The organism is Mailhella massiliensis, from assembly GCF_900155525.1.
GTDB lineage: Bacteria > Desulfobacterota > Desulfovibrionia > Desulfovibrionales > Desulfovibrionaceae > Mailhella > Mailhella massiliensis.
The window spans coordinates 810642-832816 of record NZ_LT706952.1; the positions used below are offsets into that span (position 1 = coordinate 810642).

The window sequence follows — 22175 nt, forward strand, 5'->3', positions numbered from 1 at the left end:
GGCGGGGAAAACACGCCATCCTTCCGCAGCTACCTTGCGTTGTACTGCTCGTCCGTCACTTCTTCCAGCCATTCCACCACCTTGCCGGGCTCCTTCTCCTCGCAGATGGAAATGTGCGTCATGGAGCTGTTCGGGGAAGCTCCGTGCCAGTGCTTGACCCCCACGGGGCAGAGCACCACGTCGCCGGGACGGATTTCCTGCACGGGTTTGCCCCATTCCTGCGTGAGGCCCACGCCGGAAGTGACGATGAGCGCCTGCCCCACGGGATGGATGTGCCAGTGGGAACGCGCTCCCGGTTCGAAGGTGACGCTGCCTCCGCTGGAGCGCATGTCGCCGTTGGCGGGATAGAGCGGATCGATGCGCACATTGCCGGTGAAATACTGCGCCGAGCCTTTTAAAGCGGCCTGTTCCCCGTTGCGTATGATGGTCTGCGCTCTGCCCGTTTCCGACGCGGGAGCCTGCCCGGGAAAAGCGACGGTGGCGGCAAAAAGTACGAACAGCATTCTCGTCACGGTGTTTTTCATGGGTATTCCTCCATATCTATATGTCCATAAGAAACATATAGCCGGGCAGGGCCGTATAAAACAGATGCAATACTCTTTTATTCTTGCCTTTTTCTCTTGTGCCCCTGCTTTCGCGGCACGAAAGGCGCCGCCCGCATTCTTAAGAATACGAACGGCGCCTTTTATGCAGGAAGGGAACATTCCCTCCCTGCGGAACTGTCTTCCGCCGCCACGGACGGAAGACGCGGCCCTTGCGGGCCTTGCGCTACGGCCTCAGGTAGGCGAAGCCTTCGCGCTGCAATTTCACGATTTCCACCACGCCAGCAGGCACGACCTCACAGCCTTCCCACAGCTCGGAAACGGGCACGTTGAAGGCCTTGATGGCGTTGTTGCACAGCCTGATGGAAAGGCCTTCGGCCATAAGCTTTCTGCCGCGTTCGGCAAGTTCCGCGTTGTCGCGGGTAAAGAGCTGAATCGCCGGGCCGTTGGCCACCAGCACAACGGAAAATTCCTCGCCCGGAAGGCCGGCCTTATAGTTTGCCACGTTGTTGAAGGCCAGGTTCAGGCGGCCTTTGTCGTTGTCGTCCACATGGATGATGAGGTCGTAGTACATGGGCGTTCTCCTTGCGTTTACTTGCGCAGATCGGAATACCAGCCGGCGGCCTGACGGAGCAGACGCATGCTGCGTTCCGCCATGGCGAAAGGTTCGTTCATATATCCGTCGAGCAGCAGCGTGCCGTCGAAGAGCGCGTTCACCATATCCTTGAAGGTCTCGTCGTTCTCGCCGCTCCTGCAGATGCGCATGAGGGCGCGCACCAGCGCATGGTCGGGGTTGAGCTCAAGAATCTTCTGCGGAATGCCGTCGCTCTTCTGCATGACGCGCATGAGTTTTTCCATGGAGGAGCTCATGCCGTCGGGCGAAACGAGGCAGGCCGCACCGTCGATGGGCTTGGTGGCCGCTCGCACGTCCTTCACCTGATCGCCCAGAATGGACTTCACCGCAGCGATGAGGGCGTCGAGTTCCGGCTTTTCCTCTTCGGAAAGGGGTTCGGGCCTCGGTTCCGCGTTCTCCACGTCGGGGTAGGCATCCAGCGCGCCCGCTTCGGCAAGTTCCACGGACTTGAAGGGGTGCTTCTGATATTCCATGATGGCTTCCAGCGCGAACTCGTCCACGGGATCGGTGAGGAAGAGCACTTCCACGCCCTTGCGGCGGAACTGGCCGAGATGCGGGTTCACCTTCGCCGCTTCCATGGAGGAGGCGGCCACATACCAGATTTCCTTCTGGTCGGGCTTCATACGGGAAATGTAGTCGTCGAGGCTGGTGAGCTTGTCTTCCTGCGCGGTGGAGTAGTAGCGCAGAAGCGGCGCGACGCGGTCGCGGTACTGGAAGCTGTCGAAGCCGAACTTGATGTACTTGCCGTGCAGCTTCCACATGGCCTCGTACTTTTCAGGATCGCTCTTCGCCATGCGCTCGAAGTGGGTGAGAAGCTGACGGGTGATGGTCTGGGCGATCTTGCGCAGCACCACGTTTTCCTGCAGCGTTTCGCGGGAAATGTTGAGGGGCAGGTCTTCGGTATCCACCACGCCCTTCATGAAGGCGAAGTAGTTGGGCAGAAGTTCCTTGTTGTGGCGGTCGATGAGCACGCGGCGCACATAGAGGTCGGGGCCCCATTCGTCCTTGCGTTCATCGAACACGTCCACCGCCGAACCGGGAATGTACAGCAGGCAGTTGAACTGTACGGGGGCATCCACGGAGAAATGGATGACGTCCAGAGGTTCCTTCTGATCGTAGGTCAGGAACTTGTAGAACTCGTTGTACTGTTCCTTCGTAATGGAGAACTTCGGTTCCCTCCACAGGGCGGCCGTGGTGTTGATGCGCTTGCCGTCCAGCTCGATGGGGAAGGGCAGGAAGTTGGAATGCTTGCGGATCACCCCTTCGAGACGGTAGGTTTCCTCATATTCGTGCGCATCATCGCGCAGGAAGATCTTCACGCCGGTGCCGCGCTTCAGGCCTTCGGCTTCCGCGCCTTCCAGCGCACGCAGGGTAAAGCTGCCCGTTCCGTCGGAAGTCCAGACATGGGCGGTACCGTCGCCCCTGGCGGAAACGGAGGTCACTTCCACCTTCTTCGCCACCATGAACACGGAATAGAAGCCGATGCCGAAGCGGCCGATGATCTGGGAGGCGTCGTCGGGCCGGGTATCATCGTGTTCGATGATGGGTTCCTCGCCGTCGGCGGGAGCCTCTTCCTTCTTTTCCTCATCCTGGGCGGGCGCGGCGGCCTTTTCCGCCTCTCTGGCACGCAGGAACTGTTCGGAACCGGAATGGGCGATGGTGCCGAGGTTCTCCACCATTTCCTCTTCCGTCATGCCTATGCCGGTATCGGCAATGGTGAGAACATGGTTGTCCTTGTCCACGGTGATGCGGATTTCCAGCGGCAGGTCAGGATCGCGCACTTCGCCGCCCGTGGTCTGGAGGAAACGCACCTTCTCCAGCGCATCGGACGCGTTGGAAAGAAGCTCACGAAGAAAGATTTCGTGGTTGGTGTACAAAGAATGGGTGAGAATGTTGAGCAGCTTGCACGTTTCCGCGCGAAACTGATGCGTGGTTTCCGCCATGTGTGGCCTCCTGATATGTTTCCGTCGGCCGTTCCCGGCCCGGGGATCATTGAAGAAAGGGCCCGTTTTCCGGGCCCAACAGTCACATAAGACGCGAAACGCCAAAGTCAAGAGCGAAGAGGGAAAAAAGAGCGTCCCGGAAAAAAACGCCCTTCTCTCCCTCTGTTTCGCAGGAGAAGCCGGGGGAAGCTCTCCCTCTCCCGTCAGTCACGCGCAGGAAGACCTTCTCGCGCACGCCCGCGCGGAAGCATTAAAACGGCCTTTCCATGGTGGTGCCGAGCACCGCCCCGAGAAGTCGGGGCGACACGTCGTTTCTGTTCCATTCGTAAGGAGTGAGCGACGATGCCGCAATGTCGCCGTTCTTCCCGAATCTGGCGGAAAACGCGGTATCGGCTCTCTGTACGAACGCACGCAGGAAGGCATCCTCCACGATGGGGCACTTTTCCGTAGCCAGAGGTTCCCGGTACTCCACCACCAGCTTTTCGCCGCCGTTGTTCAGAATCCATACATACTGGCTTACCAGCGTATCGGCTCTCCAGCCCGCATCGTGCCCGGCAAAGGCCTTCATCCACGGATCAAGATGCACGGGACGGATGAAGACGCGCTGCGTCACGCTGCCGGGTCTGTCCGAACCGCAACTGTACAGTACGGGCAGAAATTCCAGATTGGTCGCCGCAATGCCGGGCGCCCAGTAGCGGGAACCGGCGTCGGCCAGCGCCACGGCGAGCTGGGCGTTCTTTCCCGCACTCAGGCAGTACCAGACCATGCCCGCCTCGGTATCGGTCCGGGAACGGTCCATGGAAAGGGCCACCGTCATCTTCCCCTGCGCCACCGTGACAAAGTCGGGCGAGGGCTTGACCGCCACCGTGGGCCTTGCCGTGGACTCGAACGACGCAAGATCCCCGGCCCCCCGCAGCACCGACCACTGCGCAAACGCCCCGGAAGGCATGGCCACAGCCAGAAAAGCCAGCACAGCAAGCATGTGTTTCATCGTACACACTCCGTTTTTTCCGCCCCGGTTCATCCGAAGCAGAATGCCAGCCTAGCAGAAGAGTACGGAAAAAGAAGACGACAACACATGAAAAAGCATGAGTAATCATGCCCTGTTGCAGAAAATAGCGCAGCCCTGCATGAGCCTGTGCTCCAGAACCCGGAGACAGGGAGGAGCATTCCTTCCGGGGCATGAAGAAAGGGCGGCCCCAAAAGGAGCCGCCCTTTGTGCTCTGAACATGTTCTTTCCCCGGGCGGGGAACAGATGTCGTCCTGCCGCCGGAAAAGGCGGCCGAACGCATCAGGAAAGCTGCTGTATGCCGTCGAGCTTCCAGCTGTCGCCTTCCTTGCGAGAGCAGACGAAGTGCCAGACTTCGCGCACCTGTTCGGGACGGGCGGCACGCTGATCTTCGCGCATGAGCACGTCGAAATACACGGCCACACGGCGCAGATCGCCCTCATCGCGCACTTCGAGAATGGAGGCGTTCACCAGCAGGATTTCCGTCTTGCCGGGGTTCGGGTCTTCCCTGGCCTGTTCGCGCAACTCCTGCATCACGTCTTCCGTGGCGAAATTGGCGATGTCGTCGAGGTCGCGGCGGTCCCACGAGCTCTGCAGGCGGGTATAGGCGGCCTTGGCGCCGCGCAGGAATTCATCCTGATCGAAATCGGCGGGAATGTCGGCAGCAGGCTGGGAGGCCTGAGCCGCCTGGGCCTGCGGTTCGGAACGCAGACCGTCCCATGCGCCGCCGCTCTGGGCGTAGGGCTGGGAGTCTGCCGGAGTATCCTGATAGTTCATGCTGCGGGGCACTTCACGCTCGTTGCGGGAATTCTCCTGCGCGCCGCGGAAACGGCGGAACAGACGCACGCCGAAGTACACGAGAAGGCCGAGAAGAATAAGATTCATGAGGCCGCCCACCATGCCGCCTGCCATACCGTGGCCGCCAAGCAGAGAACCCAGCATGGTACCGGCAAGAAGACCGCCGAACAGACCGCCGAACAGGCCCGTATTGTTACGGGTCATGGTTGCTGCGCCGCCGTCGGCGCGGCTGGAGGCAAGGGGAGCCTGACGATTGACCGAAGAAGAACCTCCCTGAAACGCCCCGGACGGAGGCGTGGCCGGACGGCTCATGATGGAGGAACTGCCGAAACTGCGCCCTTTGCCGAGGCGGGCGGCATCCGCGAAATCAGGCGCGGCGAGGGTCAGCGTAGCGAGGCAGGCGGCGCAGAGGGCAAGGGCTTTCCATTTTTTCATTTTTTTTCCTCATAGGATGGGTTAGCCCGACACGCCATGCCGGCGAGCCGGGACAGTCAAGATGACCATAATCACGAAAAGCAGAAATGGGAAGGGGGAAAGAAGGACTTTTCCTGCCCGGGAGCGGAAAAAGACTGCACGCTCCCTCCACGGAGAACTCTTTCCGTACAGATTGTGCAAGATAACGAAACAAAAAGAAAGAAAACTGCTCCCATGAACATAAAAGTGACGATAGCTTTCCGTGAATAAAAATCCGCACTTTCTGAACAGTAAGTGAAAAAGCACATATTCCCTTCCCCTACCTTATGATACTGCATCATGATCAGACAGGAAAACAGGGAAAAACGGCGCATGCTTCTCAGGTATCGTACAAGAGCTCCATATATGCATTTACGCCTTGCCGGCACCGCAGGGCCGATGCCGTCAAGGCAGGGGTAAAAAAAGAAACATGCGCCCGAAAGGCGCACAACATACCGGCTTTACATCAAAAAAAAGCCGCGCTCCTCAAGCCTGCATACGGCTGGAAAAGCGCGGTGAAACATGGCGGAATCTTCACCGAAGGCGCTACTCCATGGCGCGGATGAAGAGAATGACGGCCGCAATGGCAAGGAAGATCAGCACGATGCGCTGAAACACCTTCTGATTGATGTGCCTGCCTATGCGAACGCCCAAGATCTGCCCCACAAGGCAGCCTGCAAAAGCGGCAATCGACACCTGAAAGAGCGTGACCGTATACAGCCCGGCCACCGCCTGAGAGGCCACGGAAAGCACGCCGGTAAACACATAGAACACGCTCATGTTGCCGCGCGCACGGTCGGGTGACCAGTGCTTCATAAGCACATAGATGCCGAGCGGCGCGCCCACCATGGCCACGGAACCGCTGACGAAGCCGCTGACAAGGCCGCCGATGAGCCCGATGATCGTGGAATCGGGCAGGCGGTAGGTGGCAAAGCGGTGAAAGCACTGCATGAGAATGAAGCAGGCAAGCATGGCGCAGACCATGAGCTGAAGAGCCTGCATGGAGGCGATGCGCAGAGTCAGCGCGCCGAGCACGCAGCCGGGCACGGCCCCGATGACCAGATCGCGGATATCCTTCCAGCTGCATGCCTTACGATAGGAATAGGCCAGATGCACGGTACCGAACATACCTGCCAGGCAGGAAACCAGCACGGCATCGCTGGGCGAAAGCACCACCGTCACGAGCGGCATGGCGATCATGATGGTTCCTATGCCGGTGGCCCCTCCGACGATGCCGCCGAAGAACCAGCCCAGAGCAACCATGAAACAGGTCCAGACAAAATCCATAAAAGCCCCCCGCAAAAAATGTCGAGCCGGGCGCAGGCCTGAAGCAAGCGTCGCGGAAAAATGCCCTGCATCAGCCCAGACGATGCCGCATGCGATGCTGCAGAAAACACTCCGCCTGCCGTTATACTCCGCCGTATTGCCCCTGTCCAGAGAAGGCGGAAAGGCCGGAGAAAGTTTTATGAAAAGATTCCCCGAAGGAAAAAAGGGGGGGGGGCATATATGCAAAAATTCCGCAGAACCAGGGCGATACGTGCAAAAATCGTCTTTTTCCGCTTCGCTTTTCTCTTCCGCGCTGAAGGCCCGGCGCAGCAAACATGTTCCGCCCTCAGAGAACTCCTTTCCGGCAGGCGGCAGGTTCTTGACGGAATGCGCTCTCCCGGGTCTTGCCCTGCGGCTGTTCCGAAAAAAATGCCCTCCTCCGCTTCCGGCGGCAGGTTCCGCCGCCAGCCCGATGCGTAAAGCTCCTCTCCCGGAACAGGAAACAACAGAAACAAATTGCCCGAGAGTCTTAAAAACAAAAGGGCGGAAGCCGAAACTTCCGCCCCCGGAACCGGAGCGCGCCGCGCTCCGGTTCTTTTTCAAAGGGTTATTCTTCTTCCCACTTGATGAAGCCGGGCTTCACATCGGTCATGGCATTGACGATGAGTTCGACAAGGCCGCCGTACTGCATACCGTTCTTCTCAAGCAGGTTGTTCTGTTCGAGCAGTTCGCGGATCTGGCCCTTGCAGTTGGAGCAGGGAGCGCAGATGTACTTCTTGACTTCAGGACCGAGGCAGTCCTTGAAGGCTCCGCAGATCTGTTCCATCTTCTTGCGGCCGGTGATGTTCATACGCCATTCGTTGATGTTGTTACGCGTCATGATGGCGAAACCGGAACCGCCGCCGCAGCAGTAGTTTTCCACGCCGTGAGGCGTCATTTCACGGAACTGCGGGCAGATGGCGTGCAGAACGTCGCGCTGGGGCTTCACAACGCCCATGAGGCGCACGAGGTTGCAGGGGTCGTGCAGGGTCACGGGGAAGTTGTTGCGGCTGGGATCGAGCTTCAGGCGGCCGCCGAGCACGATGTCGCGCAGCACGGGGAAGCAGCTTTCGCGCGGGATGTTCAGGTCGGGGGGCAGGATGCGGTCGGCAATGACGGTGAGGGCCTTGTGGGCGTGGCCGCATTCGCCGAGCACGATCTTCTTGACGCCGAGCTTCTTGGCGGCTTCGGCGTGCTTGATGGCCACACGGGCGGCCTGCACGTCGTCGTAGAACACGCCGTAGTTCACGGAGTCGTAACCCGCGATTTCGGAGCTGAGGGTCCAGGAGAGGCCGGCAGCTTCGAAGATGAGGGAGAAGGCCGCGATGTTGTCGGGCCAGGCCAGCATTTCACCGGCGTTGTGGATGAGCAGAATGTCGGCGTTGGGCACGTCCCAGGGCGTCTTGAATTCGTACTCGGTGGTTTCCACGTAGTCTTCATCGATGAATTCCACGGTTTCCTTCACCACGTCGGGATTCATGCCGGTGGAGGAACCGACGTCGAGCTGGAGCTTGGTGCCCTTTTCATGCAGTTCGCGGGGGTTCCAGCCGAATTCCTGGCTGAAGAGCTTGCGCAGTTCGCGGGCGATGAGGCCGTTGTCCACGCCGATGGGGCAGACCTGGGCGCAGCGGCGGCACAGGTTGCAGCGGTAGGAAAGTTCGGCAAGACGGACCACGGTCTTCCAGTTCAGGTCGATGTCGCCGTAGCGCCACTTGGCCAGAGGTTCCTTCTTCACATACTGCTTGTAGATGCGGCGGAACAGCTCGGAACGGAAGTTCGGACGATACATTTCATGTTCGCCGGACATTTCGTACAGGTGGCAGGCCGCGGAGCAGGAGTTGCACTGGGCGCAGTAGTCCATGGTGGTGTCCAGCATGGCGAGGCAGGTCCAGTTGTTCTCGGGCGTGAAGAGCTTGCGCACGCCGTCGAGGAAGCGGTTGACCAGTTCTTCCTCTTCGGCCTTGGTCTGCGGCACGGGAATGAGAAGGACGTTGATGTCGTCGAGCAGGCAGCAGAACTGCTGCTTCTGAGCGTCGGTAATGACCTTCCAGGGGTAGGTCTGGTAATCGACGGGCATGGGACGAAGGGTGTTCACGTCGACCGTGGTGAGGATCCCTTCTTCCGTCGAGAGGTCATTGAAGGTAAGTTCCTGCGAAGTTTTCATGTGCGGCTCCTTAATCCTACTTCTCGTCGGGGTTGGAGGTGGCGACCTCTGCCCAGGTCTTCTTGCCGTCACCCTGAACGTGAGGGCCACGCCAGCTCACGGGGAGGTTCAGGTTGTTGGCCAGCTGCTTCTGAAGCTTGGGGTTGTTGATGGTGGGAGCGTCGCCCCAGCGGATGTCGTGCCAGGTGAAATACTTCATGAAGAAGTGACCCAGGAAGCTGTAGGGAACCCAGAAGAACATGAAGAAGCCGACCAGAAGGTACAGCACGTACAGAGGAGTCAGCTCCATGGCGGTGAAGGTCATCATGCCGTAGATGAAGCTGTTGCCCATGAGGGCGAAGTCGTACACGCCGTGCCACAGGCAGAGCATGAGGCCGAACAGGCCGTACACGCCGAACAGACCGAGGTTGAAGAAGTGTTCGTTGGTGGTGTACTTGCGAAGGCCCTTGTCGCAGATGCGGCGCTGGATGAGGCCGACGGAACCGAAGAGCAGACCGGCGAAGCCGAGCACGTCGCAGATCACGGTGACGGCGGTGCAGAAGGTCACGAAGCCTTCAGCCCCGGCAAGCATGCCGATGGCGGCGAGCACGGTCATGCCCATGGCGCCCATGAGCAGGTACAGACCGATGTGGAAGGGATAGGTGCGCACCCAGAGCGTGCGGTTGTGTTCCCACACGGCCTTGAGGAAGAGAGCTTCGATGAGGAAGCCCTTGAGGGCGCCCACCATGCAGCTGCGGTGCTTGTCCTTCCACCATTCGGTGTTTTCCAGATAGCTGCCGCCGTATTCGACCTTTTCAGGGTCTTCATGCGCCACGGGATACAGTTCCCAGCGCAGATGCTGAGGTTTCTTGAGGTAGCCGATGATCTTCATCAGAGCGACGGCCACAAAGGCAATAACGGCCACATAGGCCAAACAGTAGAAAAAGATGCTCATGGTTGTCTCCTGTCGCGTTGTCCGCCATCTTGCATCCTGACCGGAACCGTTCTCCCGGTCATCAGTTCCGCACCAAGCTTCCAGACCGCCCTCTGCAGCCCGGCCGCAGGAAAAAAGGGAAAGAATCATTCCCTTCCGTCTGACAGAGGCCACAGCTCCGGCGGCAGGACCGGCGCGGGGACGCACCGGAGGAAAGCTGGTGAAGATTACCCTGAAAAAAGCAAAAAAACAAGTCCGAGTTCACAAGAACTTTCACAAGGTCACAGCGCACAGAGACGGCCCCGGGAGGAAAGTCTTGCTCCCTCCCCCTTTAATAAGTACACTTCGCCTGAATTCAAGCCATGGAGGACGGATGTACGTTTATCTCATAGGCGCAGGCCCCGGCGACCCCGGCCTGCTCACCTGCAAAGGCAGGCAGGCGCTTTCCGAAGCGGACGTGGTCGTGTACGATTATCTGGCGAGCGACGAGCTGCTCGCTCTGGCCCGGCCCGACGCCGAATTCATCTATGTTGGCAAGATCGCCGGCAATCATGCCATGAAGCAGGGCGACATCAACAGGCTTCTCATCGCCAAGGCGAAGGAAGGCAAGGTGGTGGCGCGTCTCAAGGGCGGCGATCCCTATATCTTCGGGCGCGGCGGAGAAGAAGCCGAGGAACTCGTGGACGCGGGCGTACCCTTCGAGGAAGTGCCCGGCATTTCCAGTTCCATAGCGGGCCCCGCCTATGCGGGCATTCCGCTCACGCACCGTGCGTGGTCCTCCTCCGTCACCATCATCACCGGCCATGAAGACCCGACCAAGCCCGGTTCCGTGCACAACTGGGACGCCCTGGCGCGCAGCGCCTCCACGCTGGTCTTTCTCATGGGCATGAAGAACCTGCCGGACATCGCGGCAAAACTCATCGCCTCCGGCATGGACAAAGACACTCCCGCCGCTCTGGTGCACTGGGGCACCACCAGCCGCCAGAGATCTCTCGCCTCCACGCTGGCCGATCTTCCCGACGCGGCCGTGCGCGAGGGCTTCACCAACCCCTCCATCATCGTGGTGGGCGACGTGGTGCGCCTCAAGGACAAGCTCGACTGGTTCGAGAAAAAGCCCCTGTTCGGCCGCACGGTCGTGGTCACCCGCGCCCGCGAACAGGCCAGCGAAAGCGCGGCCCTCTTCGCCCGCAAGGGCGCGCACGTCATACAGTTCCCCACCATTACCATCAGCCCGCTCAGGGACTACGGCGAACTCGACGAGGCCGTGGCCAACCTTTCCCGCTACGGCTGGCTGGTGTTCACCTCGGTCAACGGCGTGCGCTTCTTCCGCGAACGTCTGCACGCCCTGAAACTCGACGCCAGAGCGCTTCACGGCGTGAAGGTGGCCGCCATAGGCCCGGCCACGGCAAAGGCCGTGGAAGCCATGGGCGTGTACGCCGACCTCGTGCCCTCCTCCTATGTGGCGGAAGGCGTGGCCGAGGCCATGCTCAAGCTCGGCATGAAGGGACAGAGAGTGCTGCTTCCCCGGGCCAGGGAAGCCCGGGAGGTTCTCCCCGAAGCCCTGCGTGCCGCAGGAGCGGAGGTGGACGTCATCACCGCCTATGAGAACGTGCCCTCCGAGGAAAACCGCGAAGAGGTGATGAAGGCTCTGGAAGAAGGCAGACTCGACTGCGTCACCTTCGGCTCCTCCTCCACGGTGCGGAACTTCCTTGCCTCCATCCCCATGGAAACGCTGCAGAAACACCCCGAAGTACGCTTTGCGGCCATCGGCCCCGTTACGGCGAAGACCATGCATGAGATGGGCATGAACGTCGACATTCAGCCGGAACAGTTCACCATTCCCGCGCTGGTGGACGCCGTGTGCGCCGCCTTCGCCCGCCAAGGAGCCGCGGTATGACCCTGAAACTCGGTATTCTCGCTTCGGGCAGCGGCACCAACGCGCAGGCCATCATCGACGCGGCCGAAGCCGGCCGCCTTGATGCGGACATACGCATCATCATTTCCAATCGCCCCGGCGCAAAGGTTCTGGAGCGCGCGGAAAAGCACGGCATCGCCCGGCTGTGCCTCGACCATAAAACCTTCCCCGACCGCGAAAGCTACGACAGGCGCGTGGTGGAGGAACTTCTTGCCGCAGGCGTGGACACCGTGGCCCTTGCCGGGTACATGCGCCTCGTCACGTCCGCCTTTCTCGACGCCTTCCCGAACCGTGTTCTGAACGTGCACCCCGCCGTGCTGCCCGCCTTTCCCGGCACGCACGGCGCGCGCGACGCATGGGAATACGGGGCGAAGTTCAGCGGCTGCACCGTGCATGTGGTCGACCCCGTCATGGACGGCGGCCCCATCATCATACAAGCCACGCTTCCCGTAAGGCAGGAGGAAAACGACGAGGAGCTGCTCAACCGCATCCACGTCTTCGAGCACCGCATCTATGTGCAGGCTCTTGAGTGGCTCGCCGAGGGCCGCCTGCATCTGGAAGGCCGCCGTATGCTGCTTGAACCGGCCTCGAGGCCCCTTGCCCCGCAGCCCGAACTTGCGCTCGTGTGGCCGCCCCTGGAAGAGGGCTTTTAAGCGCGCTGCGCTTCCGGGCGCCCGCGCCCGGCTCACTTCGCGCGGTTTTCCGCGCCCGACACGGCTGCCCCGCAGCCGGAGGTTCTCTATGAAAGCTTCCCGACTTTTTGCTTTGTGCGCCCTTGTATTCTGCCTGTGCGCCTCCACGGCCCTTGCTGCGGACGACGCCCGCAGGACCGAACGCCGCACTCCCGTGATCGTGGAATTCGAAGGCAACGACGCCATCGGCGTCACGCTGTTCTCCCGCCTGCAGAGCAAGATCAACAGCGCCAATCCCGCCAGCCCCGTCCGTGAGGCGAAGTTCCGCATTCTGCTTTCCACCGCTGCGGAATTCCCCTCCCGCCCGGGTGTGGGTTCCGTGTACGCCGTGGTGTGGACCCTCGCCCTTTCCGAAGGTTCCATGGAATACTACCTGGTGCGCGATCTCGGCATCGTCACGCCCGACACCGTGGACGCCGTGGTCGACCGCATCGTGAGCCGCACCGAGGGCGTCGCCGCCCGCTACGGCTACCTCGACCGCGAAAAATAGTCTCTGCCCCAGGGGCCCCGCGCAACGCCTCCACCTTCTCCGTACGGTTCGTTTCCGCAGCGCGCACACCGCGTTCGTGCTGACGGCAGGCGAAGCCTGCGGAGAAGAAGGCTTCTGCGCCGGGGCCCCTGCCGTTCAACGGCGAGGTGAAGGTGAACGCCCTTTTGAAAAACATCGTCGACTGCTGGCGCGACGGGCACAAGGTGGCTCTCGGCATTTTCCGCTTTCTCATCCCCATCGTCGTCATCGTGAAGATTCTGGAGGAAAGCGGACTCATTCCGTACCTGTCCATACCTCTCGGCCCCGTCATGGATCTGGTGGGACTTCCTGCGGAAATGAGCCTTGCGTGGATATCGTGCATTCTCGTCAGCATGTATTCCGGCCTCATGGTGCTCATTTCGCTCTCGCCGCAACTGCCGGATCTTTCCGTGGCGCAGATGACGGTGTTCGGCGTGATGGTGCTCATCGCCCACAGCCTCATCCTCGAGGTGCGCATCGCCGGGCAGTGCGGCGCATCCATGTCCTTCCAACTGGCGCTGCGCCTTTTCTCCGGCATTCTCGCCGCCTTTCTGCTCCACCTTTTTCTCGACGGCGCAGGACTTCTTCAGCAGAAGGCCGACATTCTTCTCGCCGCCGAACCCACGGCAGACCTCGGGGCATGGCTGATGCAGCAGATCATCACGCTCATGGAGATGTATGCCATCATCTGCGCCGTCATGCTTCTGCAGAAGGTGCTGGATACGCTGCGCATTTCCGAATTTCTGGGCAGACTGCTCGGCCCCGCGCTGCGCCTTCTCGGCGTATCCTCAAAAGCCGTTTCCATCATTCTCATCGGCTTCACCATGGGCCTGCTCTACGGCAGCGGCATACTCATCAAAAGCGCGCAGGAAGGTTCCCTTTCCCGCCGCGACGTGCTCTGCTCCGTTTCCCTGCTGGGCCTTTCCCATTCCCTCATCGAAGACACCATACTTCTCGCCCTGGTCGGTGGAAGTCTGTGGGGTCTTCTGGGCTTCCGGCTCCTGTTCACGCTGGTCATGGGAGCCTTCATCAACGCCTTCTACCCCGCTCTGGAACGCTTCGCCGCGTCCAGACCATGAGGAGCGCCATGAAAACGCTGTGGATCAATGCCGGAGAGCTTTCCGGCGACCTTCAGGGCGGAGCGCTGCTTTCCGCCCTGCGCGAATACGCGCCCGAAGACGCGCTGCGCGTCGTGGGCATGGGGGGCGACAACCTCGCCCGGGCCGGACAGGAAAACCTGCTCCGCGTGGAGCAGCTTTCCGTCATGGGCATTGTGGAGGTCATCACCAGTCTGCCGCGCATCTTCGGCCTGCTCAGACGCATACGCCGGGAAATGGAGCGCCTACGCCCCGATGCCGTGCTGCTCATCGACGCGCCGGAGTTCAACTTCCGCGTGGCGAAGATCGCCCACCGCCTGGGCATTCCGGTCTACTACTTCATTCCGCCCAAGGTCTGGGCATGGCGCACGGGCCGCGTGAAGTTTCTGAAAGAGCATGTCCGCCGCATCTTTTCCATCCTGCCCTTCGAGGTGGACTTCTATCGTGAACACGGCATGGACGTGACGTATGTGGGCAACCCGCTGGTGGATCTTGTGGATTACGAGTCCATCAGGGATGTCCCGCCCGTGCAGAACCGCATCGGCCTCATGCCCGGAAGCCGCAGAAAGGAAGTGGAATCGCTGCTGCCCGCCTTTTCCGGCGCGGCGGCCCTTCTTGCAGAGCGCTTTCCCGAACTGGAATTTCACTGCATACGCGCTTCCAGCTTTTCCGAGGAATACCTGCGTTCCCTCTGGAAGGCTCCCGTGCCCCTCGTCATGCACGACGGCAGGGACCGCTACCGTCTCATGCGCACCTTCCCCTGCATCATGGCGGCATCGGGCACGGCGACGCTGGAAACGGGCCTTGCCGGAGTGCCCACGCTTGTGGCCTACAAGGTTTCTCCCCTCTCCTACCAGATTGCGCTGCATGTGCTCAAGGTGAAGTGGATCAGCCTGACCAACCTCATCATGAACCGTACCGTCTTTCCCGAACATATCGAAAAGGACGCCGATCCTGCGCCTCTGGCCGCGCGCATGGAAGAATGGCTCAGCCGACCCGAAATACTGGAAGGCATACGGCGCGACCTTGACGAGCTCCGCGAAAAATGCGGAAAGCCGGGCAGCGCGAAACGCGCCGCCGAAGCCCTGTGGAAGGAACTGGCCTGAGACGCGGGAAAACGCTTCCGCCCCTTCCCGGAAAACACGCCCGGCAGGTCAGCCCCGGGCCGTTGCGGTCGACACGTCATCGGCAACGCACCGGCCGCTTTGCGCAGGCCGTTTTTTCCGTATGTGCCTGCGAGATGCGGAAACGGGAGCAGACTCCGCAGCATGGGAGAAGAAAAAAGCCCGCACGGCTACCGCCGACGGGCTTTTTCCCCACATCTGCCGGACCGTCAGCCGGCCGTAAGGCCGCCGTCCACAAGATAAAGACCGCCAGTCATGAAGCTTGCCGCGTCGGAGGCAAGAAAATACATGAGTTCCGCCACCTCTCCGGCTTCCCCCACTCGGCCCAGCGGATACAGCCCCGCTTCCGTGCGCCAGTAGGCCGAAGCGTCGCCGCCATGCGTGATGTCGGCAAAACTCTGGAACAGCTTTTCCGTAAGCGGCGTGCGTATGGTGCCCGCACATACGGCGTTGACTCTCACGCCCTTCGGCCCCAGATCGATGGCCAGACTTTTCGTTATCTGCCCCAGCGCCCCCTTGGTCAGACCGTAGCCGAAGCTGTTGGGCTTGCCCACATAGCACTGATCGGAAGCGTTGATGACCACGCTCCCCCCGCGCTCCAGCAGGCAGGGCACGGCGGCACGCAGGGTGTGCACCGTCCCTTTGATGTTGGTGTCTATCATAAGGTCAAGCTCTTCCTCGCTGATATCCAGCATGGTGTTGCAGCGATGAATGCCCGCATTGGCCACAACGGAATCCAGCCCGCCGAATCTCCCGCACGCAGCGGCGACGGCCCTGTCCAGATCTTCACGGGAGCGCGTGCTTCCCTCAATGAACAGCGCCCCCGTTTCCTGGGCAAGCTTCGTTCCATCTTCTCCATTGATGTCCATAAACGCCACGTTCCACCCTTCCCGGGTGAACTTGCGAACGCACGCGGCGCCTATGCCCGTGGAGCCGCCCGTGATGAATACCGTTTTTCTCATCTCGCTCATGATGATTCTCCTTTACTTCTGTACAGGTCCTATTTCTCCGTCACGGCAGAGAGCTTCGATGACGCGGCTGCAGGCGGCTTCCGCCTCCCTGAAAAAAGCAGTTCGGACGCATCCGCAGCATGTGCCGTGTCGCGAACGAGCAGATGCAGGGCCAGAAACTCTTACTGCCGCAACTCATATACACGCCCTTACGGCATATATTCACCGCAAAAAATCACCTTTCTCTCTTTATCACATGACACGAACAAATATCAACCATACCTGCCGCACATGCTTTCCTTTCCGCGGGACATCTTCATCATCAATATCTTCTTTTTCCCGCGATCAAATCAACATTCATCGCATCATCACGGCATAATCATTCATTTTTTAACAAAAAACAAAATGAAGCGGCTTTTCTTCATAAAACAAAAAATATATTACGTCTGGAACATGTCTGCCTTATATGTTTACTTCAAGTCGCGCTCGCATCATTTCATAAAAAATTCCCTCGACCCAGAAAGACGTTCGGCTTCCGTGCCGATACGTTTCCGAGGAAAACGGTATGAAACGGCCTTGGCAGGCCCGGCCCGCATGGGACACATTCCCCTCTGCGGCAGACACGATCTTCTCGCGGAAGGCATGAAGGACGGTCCGCCCTTATTTGTTAAAAATTCCCCCCGCAGGTACCTGCCGAAAACATGCGCAGCGTTTCCCGGAAGACGCAGGTCGCGCCTGCGCCGGAAAAGGCCGGTCTGCCCGAAAACACGGAACGCGGGAAAAAGGCGGACACGGAAAAAGCCCCCGGCCGCAAGGGCTCCGGGGGCTTTCGCGCATCTGGTGCGGCGTCTCTCACACGCCGCCGGGGCTGTCCGCCTTTTCCACGGGCGGGAGCCTATCGTTCCGCAACGGCCTGAATGGCCGGGAACATGGAGTTTTTCTCCGCAAGCATGATGCTGGCGCCGGGGTGGGTCGTCGCCACGCGCACCAGCGCATCCTGCGATTCCTGAAAACTGGCGTACGGCCCTATGGCCATGACGCCGTCCTGCGTATGCAGCAGGGACGCCGCGTCGTACAATCCCAGGCGGATGAGGCGGGAAAGCTGCTGTGCCACCGTTTCGTAGGAAACCTGGGTTTCCCGCAGCTTGACGAAAAAGGCCTGCGAGCGGGAAAGCGGCCTGCCGTCCTTGTCCCCCACCACTTCAAGGGAGACGCGGGAAACGCCCGTCTCGCTGAGACCAAGGCTGTCGGCAGCCGCGTACGACAAATCGATAATTCTGTTCTTGACATAAGGGCCGCGGTCGTTGATGCGCACGATCACGCTTTTGCCGCTGTCCTTATGTTCCACTTTGACCAGTGTGCCGAGGGGAAGCGTGCGGTGAGCCGCCGTCATGGCGAACATGTCGAAGGCTTCCCCGGTAGCGGTAGACTTTCCGTGATGCCAGGGGCCGTACCACGAGGCCACACCCGACTGGAAAGAGGCATCCTGGCCATAAGCCGACGGCGCGACAAGCAGCAGGCACAAAAGCCATGCCCCCGCAAACGCCATCAGACTTCGGTAGGAAGATGATGTCATGCAGACTCCGGGTTGAGATGAAGTCACGCCGCCGATCCGTCTGCGATCCTGGCTGCGTGGAGCGGAAATCGCCCTTTTTCCTCCTCCTTCATGGCCGCTCCCGGAAAAGGAGCGCGGCTCCGATGCGCGAAGGCAAGCCGAACAGTCCTTCCGGCGAGACGCCTCGGGAGGAGGGAAAACCTCGGGGCAAAAACGCTTGCCGGGCGTTTTTGACACCCATACATGTCTCATAGGGGGAAAAGTATCTCACCCGGCGAAAAATATGTCAAGCAGGTCTGTATAATTACGCGATTTCTTCTGTAACGGCATCATACGCCATGGAATGAGACTGCAATTTTCCGCCCCTTCCGAAACGTCCGGCCGGGCCTGCGGCTTGCGCCGGAGAGCCCGTCGTACTACTATGGATCACTCCCCAAACATGCCGCAGGTATCGCCATGACACACCGTTCGCTTCGTTTCGATCCCCAGGATTATCAGCTTCTCACCATGATCAACCGAACGGTGAGCAAAGGCCGGGATGACGGGTCGAGTCTCATGCCGCAGCTCAGCCCTTCCGGCATTCTGGAACTGGCCGTGCCTGCGGAAATGCGCATGGCCTCGGCGGTGCTCCGCCTGCTCGACACCCTCTCCCAGGGCCATGCCGACGACAGACTCGAAGCCCTTTCCGCCCTGCGCGACGAAGTGCTCGTCATGGCGCGCACCTCGCTGCGCATCAACACGGGGCGTGTGCTCGTGCAGCTCATGAAGGAACTCGTGCGCTCTCACGGAGACTTCGAAACGCAGCTTCGCCTCGCCCACGACTTCCGGCAGGCCGCCACGGGCCGCCACGCCGTGGTACGGCGGCTGCTGCACCGCTACTACATGCTGGAAATGCCCGAGGACTGGAATCAGGCCGTGTTCGACAACCATGTCCACGACGCCAACACCAAAGGCCGCAAGAACGCCACGCATCTCATCATGGACGCATGGCTCAAGGGCATCCGCTCCCTCACCGTCATCTATTACAACTACGTCGCCCCCGAAGCCGCCCGCGAACTGAGCAGAGCCGCCGCCATCATGGGCATTTCCGTGCGTATCGGCCTGCTTTTCCATGCCCCGCACCGCGGCCGCTTCGTCGACCTCATCTGGATTCCGCGCGGCTTCACCAACGACAACGACTTCATCGCCTTCCTCTCCTCCCCTGCCATGTCCACCCTCATGAACGAGGGCCGGGCCGCCACACGGTGGCTGGAAAAGCGCATCCTGCGCCTGCTCGACGCCTGGAACGAGGTGGAACGCCAGCGCCTCGCCCCCATGCTGCACGCCGTGCCTCAGCCTCTGGACGCCCACGAATTCATGATTTTCGTGGGGCACGGGCAGGCTTCGCTTTTGCATCTTGCCGAATTCATCCATAAAAAAATCTTTCCGCTGCTTGAGGACAGGGCGCGGGAGCTCTGCAGACTGACGGCCGACCCCGAAACGGACGAGGAAAAGAAGAAGGCGGCGGCCAGGGAACTTGAAGAACTCGACAGGTTCACCACCGAAGCCGTGCTCTCCCGCCTCAACGACCCGGAACTCTTCCCTGAAACGGCACAGCTTCAGAACGCCTGCGACTCCGCCGAATGCCCCGAACTTCTGAATCAGACGCCCCTGCACCTGCTCACCCGCCTGTGCGAACTGAAAAGCGGCTGCCGCATCACGCTGAATCTCGCCGGCCTGACTGCTGAAGACGTGCTCAACCTTCTGTGGGACTGCCAGGGCCGCATCACGCACCTTGAGCTTTTCAACCTGAAGGACTGGCAGAACGGCGACATGGAGCACCTGCAGAAAATCAACGAGCTGCAGCGCGCCATCAACGCGGGCAGCGTGCCGCTTTTAAAGCAGATCATCATGGCCATGCTCAAGGAGGCCGCGCCCGGCGCCTTCCCCGGGCTGTCGGAGGAGGACAGCTTCAGTACGCCGAGGGGAAGCGCGACTCTGCACTCGGCCGACATGCCCAAATCCCCGCGCATCCGAAAGCTGCGCATCATTCTGCAGAATATTCCCGTGTTGTGCGGCTACTACCAGGACGCCAAGCTCCGCGCCACCATGGGCACGGACTCCACAAGCCGCCCGGGCCACCGTTACGGCATGGGTCTCGCCTACCCCGAAACCCTGCCGCGCAGAGCCCGCCGGGAGCTGGACGACCCGCGCCGTTCGGCCCATCTTCTGCTGCCGCTGCGTACCGAACTTCTGGAACAGATCACCTACAGTTCCGACGCTCCAGGGGAGGAACCTTCGAGGCTGGCCTCCTTCCTGCGCCATATTCCCTGGCTGCGCCATGCGGGGCAGACCCGGCACACGGAATGGACGCCGGTGTCGGAAAACACCCTTGTGTGCAACAACGGCAACTGCAGCATCGCCACCGCCGACGTAGGCTCCATACAGGGCAACATCATCACTCTGGGCGGTACGGATGCCAACATGACCAACGGGTTCAGCCCGAAGGAGAAACAGGCCGAAGGCCCCCTGGAATGGCTGCGCTGCCTGAATACGAACCTTGCCAACGCCCTGCGCGTGGTGGTGGGCTTCATTCCGGCATGTCTTTCCTTCCTGATGACGCAGACCGGCTGGCTGGCATGGCTCGGCGCGCCGCTCTGGTTTCTCATTTCCGGGCTGCGGAACATCCTTCAGGCCGTGCTCGGCAGCGGCGGACTGCACCGCTCCTCCGTGCTGCACTGGAAAAACTATGTGAGCTGGTCGGCCGTGTACGATTCGCTCATGTACAACGGCCTTTCCGTGGTGCTGCTGGAACCCGTGCTCCGCTGCCGGGTGCTGGAACAGGGACTGGGACTGAACGCCTCAAACGCCCCCCTCGTCACCTATACCGTGCTCATCGCGGGCTGCGCCCTGTTCAAGGCGACCACGCACGTTCTGCGGGGCTTTTCCACCAAAAGCATTCTGGTGGGGCTGTTCTGCACCTTCCTTTCCCTTCCGCTGGCGCTTCTTCTCCACATCGTGCTCGGTTTTCTTCTCTCTCTGGCGGGCTGCGGCCCCGAGGCGCTGAACAGCTCCGCCGCCTTTGTGGTGAAACTGGCTTCCGACACCGTCATCGGCATTGCCGACGGCATCGCCGACAGGGAGCGCAATATCCGCAAGCGCCTTGCCGACTACAAGAGCCGCCTACACGAATCCCTGACACTGTATGCCAGACTTGAGGAACTTTTCCCGGAAAAGAACGTGCCCGCCATGCTGGCCCGGCCCGACGCCCTGCCCAAGACGCTGAAGGCCATAGAACCGCGCCTGTGGCTCAACATGGTCATCAACGCGCTGGATCTCATGTATTTCTGGTACTACCAGCCGAGGGCGAACTACGCCTTCCGTATCTGTATGCGGCATTTCTCCCGCAGCGAACGTGTGGTGCTGCTGCGTATGCAGCAGATACTCATGCTGGAACGCGAGGTAAGCCAGCTTCTGGTCAACGGACTTGTGGGCCGCAACTTCGCCGCGCCGCTTTCCTTCTACCTCGCACGCAATGAGGAATATCTGAAGAAAATGAAGGAAGTCTGCCTGCCGCAGGAAACGCAGAAAAAGAACGCGGCAAAGACGGCATCGGCCGCCTGATTTCCCGCAGACGAAAAACGGCTGCGCGCACCCGAAAAAGCGCAGCGTATGCCGCTTTTTTATAAACGGAGGGCAGAAAGCTTGCGGCCCCGGAAAAGGCCGATGAAACGTTTTACCCCGGCTCCGCAGGGAGGCAAAAGGCTTTCTCCCGCAGGAAGCCTTTCGCACGAAATCCGCCCGCGAACGGGAGAACGATTCGGAAGCGCCGCTTAAAAGGCGCGTCTACCAGTTTTCGAGGCCGTCCACCCGGGCCAGCGCCATATAGAGGACGATGCCTGCGGACGTGGAGAGATTGAGGCTTCGGATGCAGTCCCTTATGGGAATGCGCACATGCGCCTGCGCCATGTCCTGCACGCTCTGGGGAAGCCCTCTGGATTCCGGGCCGAAAAGCAGGCTGTCTTCCGGGGAAAAGGCGAAATGCTGCACAGCGTCCCCTCGCCTTGCGCTGGTGGCCACAAGGCGCCTGCCTGCACCGTCGGCGGCAAGATACGCCTCCAGCGAAGGCCATACGCTCACATCCACATGCGGCCAGTAATCAAGCCCCGCCCTGCGCAGATGCCTGTCGTCGATGGAAAAGCCCAGGGGTTCGATGAGATGAAGCCGCGTGCCCGTCCCCGCGCACAGGCGGGCGATGTTGCCGGTGTTCGGCGGAATTTCCGGGTGATAAAGAACAATGTGCAGCATGAGTACGCGCTCCCGCGCCTGTTGAACGATGCGGCGTCACATCGTGTGCCGGATGAGCCCAAAAGAAAACGTCCGCGCAGGAGCACGGACGACAAAAAAGACGGCAAAGCACGGCTCCGCCTGAAACGACAGGGAAAAAGGGGCGTTGCCCCTTACGCATCAATGGTGCTTGTTGGGGGAAGTCTTCTTGATGTAGGTGAGGGCGCAAGCAACCGAAATGATGCCGATGAAGAAGAAAAAGTAATCCATGACGCTCTCCTGTGCATAAAGGAAACGGCCCTGCAAA

General features: G+C 60.5%; 18 protein-coding genes. 7 read left to right on the plus strand and 11 right to left on the minus strand.

Annotation, left to right across the window (positions count from 1 at the left end; translation table 11 throughout):
* Window positions 1-29 precede the first annotated feature (29 nt).
* The 8 genes from CZ345_RS13970 to CZ345_RS14010 form a co-directional block, all read right to left on the minus strand.
* The gene (locus tag CZ345_RS13970) at window positions 30-524 is read right to left on the minus strand and encodes a (R)-mandelonitrile lyase (protein WP_083717479.1); all 495 of its coding nucleotides are present in this window, start codon (window positions 522-524) and stop codon (window positions 30-32) included.
* 244 nt (window positions 525-768) lie between these two features.
* Window positions 769-1116: a DsrE family protein gene (locus tag CZ345_RS13975; protein ID WP_077073705.1), complete on the minus strand. Its 348-nt coding sequence runs from the start codon at window positions 1114-1116 to the stop codon at window positions 769-771.
* A gap of 17 nt (window positions 1117-1133) precedes the next feature.
* On the minus strand, window positions 1134-3119 hold the full coding sequence (htpG, locus tag CZ345_RS13980) for a molecular chaperone HtpG (protein ID WP_077073706.1): 1986 nt from the start codon (window positions 3117-3119) through the stop codon (window positions 1134-1136).
* Window positions 3120-3369: 250 nt separating this feature from the next.
* Window positions 3370-4110, minus strand: coding sequence for a DUF4851 domain-containing protein (locus CZ345_RS13985; protein ID WP_077073707.1), 741 nt, complete (start codon window positions 4108-4110; stop codon window positions 3370-3372).
* 300 nt (window positions 4111-4410) lie between these two features.
* Window positions 4411-5361 (minus strand): Tim44 domain-containing protein, encoded by a 951-nt coding sequence (locus CZ345_RS13990; protein WP_077073708.1) that lies wholly within the window; start codon window positions 5359-5361, stop codon window positions 4411-4413.
* Between the two features lie 564 nt (window positions 5362-5925).
* Window positions 5926-6666, minus strand: coding sequence for a sulfite exporter TauE/SafE family protein (locus tag CZ345_RS14000; RefSeq protein WP_144277369.1), 741 nt, complete (start codon window positions 6664-6666; stop codon window positions 5926-5928).
* Between the two features lie 586 nt (window positions 6667-7252).
* The gene (locus tag CZ345_RS14005) at window positions 7253-8848 is read right to left on the minus strand and encodes a (Fe-S)-binding protein (protein WP_077073711.1); all 1596 of its coding nucleotides are present in this window, start codon (window positions 8846-8848) and stop codon (window positions 7253-7255) included.
* Between the two features lie 16 nt (window positions 8849-8864).
* Complete coding sequence (locus CZ345_RS14010) at window positions 8865-9782, minus strand: respiratory nitrate reductase subunit gamma (RefSeq protein WP_077073712.1); 918 nt, start codon at window positions 9780-9782, stop codon at window positions 8865-8867.
* A gap of 352 nt (window positions 9783-10134) precedes the next feature.
* On the opposite strand from CZ345_RS14010, the gene cobA reads away from it, so the two are divergent.
* The 5 genes from cobA (at window position 10135) to lpxB (ending at window position 15079) form a co-directional block, all read left to right on the plus strand.
* Window positions 10135-11658: a uroporphyrinogen-III C-methyltransferase gene (gene cobA, locus CZ345_RS14015; protein ID WP_077073713.1), complete on the plus strand. Its 1524-nt coding sequence runs from the start codon at window positions 10135-10137 to the stop codon at window positions 11656-11658.
* On the plus strand, window positions 11655-12329 hold the full coding sequence (gene purN / locus CZ345_RS14020; RefSeq protein WP_077073714.1) for a phosphoribosylglycinamide formyltransferase: 675 nt from the start codon (window positions 11655-11657) through the stop codon (window positions 12327-12329). The genes cobA and purN overlap by 4 nt, the downstream gene beginning before the upstream one ends.
* An 88-nt stretch (window positions 12330-12417) precedes the next feature.
* Window positions 12418-12858, plus strand: coding sequence for a hypothetical protein (locus CZ345_RS14025; protein ID WP_077073715.1), 441 nt, complete (start codon window positions 12418-12420; stop codon window positions 12856-12858).
* A gap of 164 nt (window positions 12859-13022) precedes the next feature.
* Window positions 13023-13955 carry a nucleoside recognition domain-containing protein gene (locus CZ345_RS14030; RefSeq protein ID WP_144277370.1) on the plus strand — a complete coding sequence of 311 codons (933 nt, stop codon included), beginning with the start codon at window positions 13023-13025 and terminating at the stop codon, window positions 13953-13955.
* Window positions 13956-13963: 8 nt separating this feature from the next.
* Window positions 13964-15079, plus strand: coding sequence for a lipid-A-disaccharide synthase (gene lpxB / locus CZ345_RS14035; RefSeq protein ID WP_077073717.1), 1116 nt, complete (start codon window positions 13964-13966; stop codon window positions 15077-15079).
* A 227-nt stretch (window positions 15080-15306) separates the two neighbouring features.
* Here lpxB and CZ345_RS14040 read toward each other — a convergent pair whose 3' ends face one another.
* Complete coding sequence (locus CZ345_RS14040; protein ID WP_204224308.1) at window positions 15307-16068, minus strand: SDR family NAD(P)-dependent oxidoreductase; 762 nt, start codon at window positions 16066-16068, stop codon at window positions 15307-15309.
* On the opposite strand from CZ345_RS14040, the gene CZ345_RS16765 reads away from it, so the two are divergent.
* Entirely contained in the window at window positions 16037-16426 is a 390-nt protein-coding gene (locus CZ345_RS16765; RefSeq protein WP_144277371.1) for a hypothetical protein, read from the plus strand. The genes CZ345_RS14040 and CZ345_RS16765 overlap by 32 nt on opposite strands.
* Window positions 16427-16942: 516 nt before the next feature.
* On the opposite strand, the gene CZ345_RS14045 is transcribed toward CZ345_RS16765, so the two are convergent.
* Complete coding sequence (locus tag CZ345_RS14045; RefSeq protein ID WP_083717481.1) at window positions 16943-17623, minus strand: septal ring lytic transglycosylase RlpA family protein; 681 nt, start codon at window positions 17621-17623, stop codon at window positions 16943-16945.
* A gap of 435 nt (window positions 17624-18058) precedes the next feature.
* On the opposite strand from CZ345_RS14045, the gene CZ345_RS14050 reads away from it, so the two are divergent.
* The gene (locus tag CZ345_RS14050) at window positions 18059-21205 is read left to right on the plus strand and encodes a hypothetical protein (protein ID WP_077073719.1); all 3147 of its coding nucleotides are present in this window, start codon (window positions 18059-18061) and stop codon (window positions 21203-21205) included.
* Window positions 21206-21427: 222 nt separating this feature from the next.
* Here the strand turns inward: CZ345_RS14050 and CZ345_RS14055 are convergent, their stop codons facing one another.
* Window positions 21428-21886 carry a tRNA (cytidine(34)-2'-O)-methyltransferase gene (locus CZ345_RS14055; protein WP_077074119.1) on the minus strand — a complete coding sequence of 153 codons (459 nt, stop codon included), beginning with the start codon at window positions 21884-21886 and terminating at the stop codon, window positions 21428-21430.
* Window positions 21887-22175: the final 289 nt, after the last annotated feature.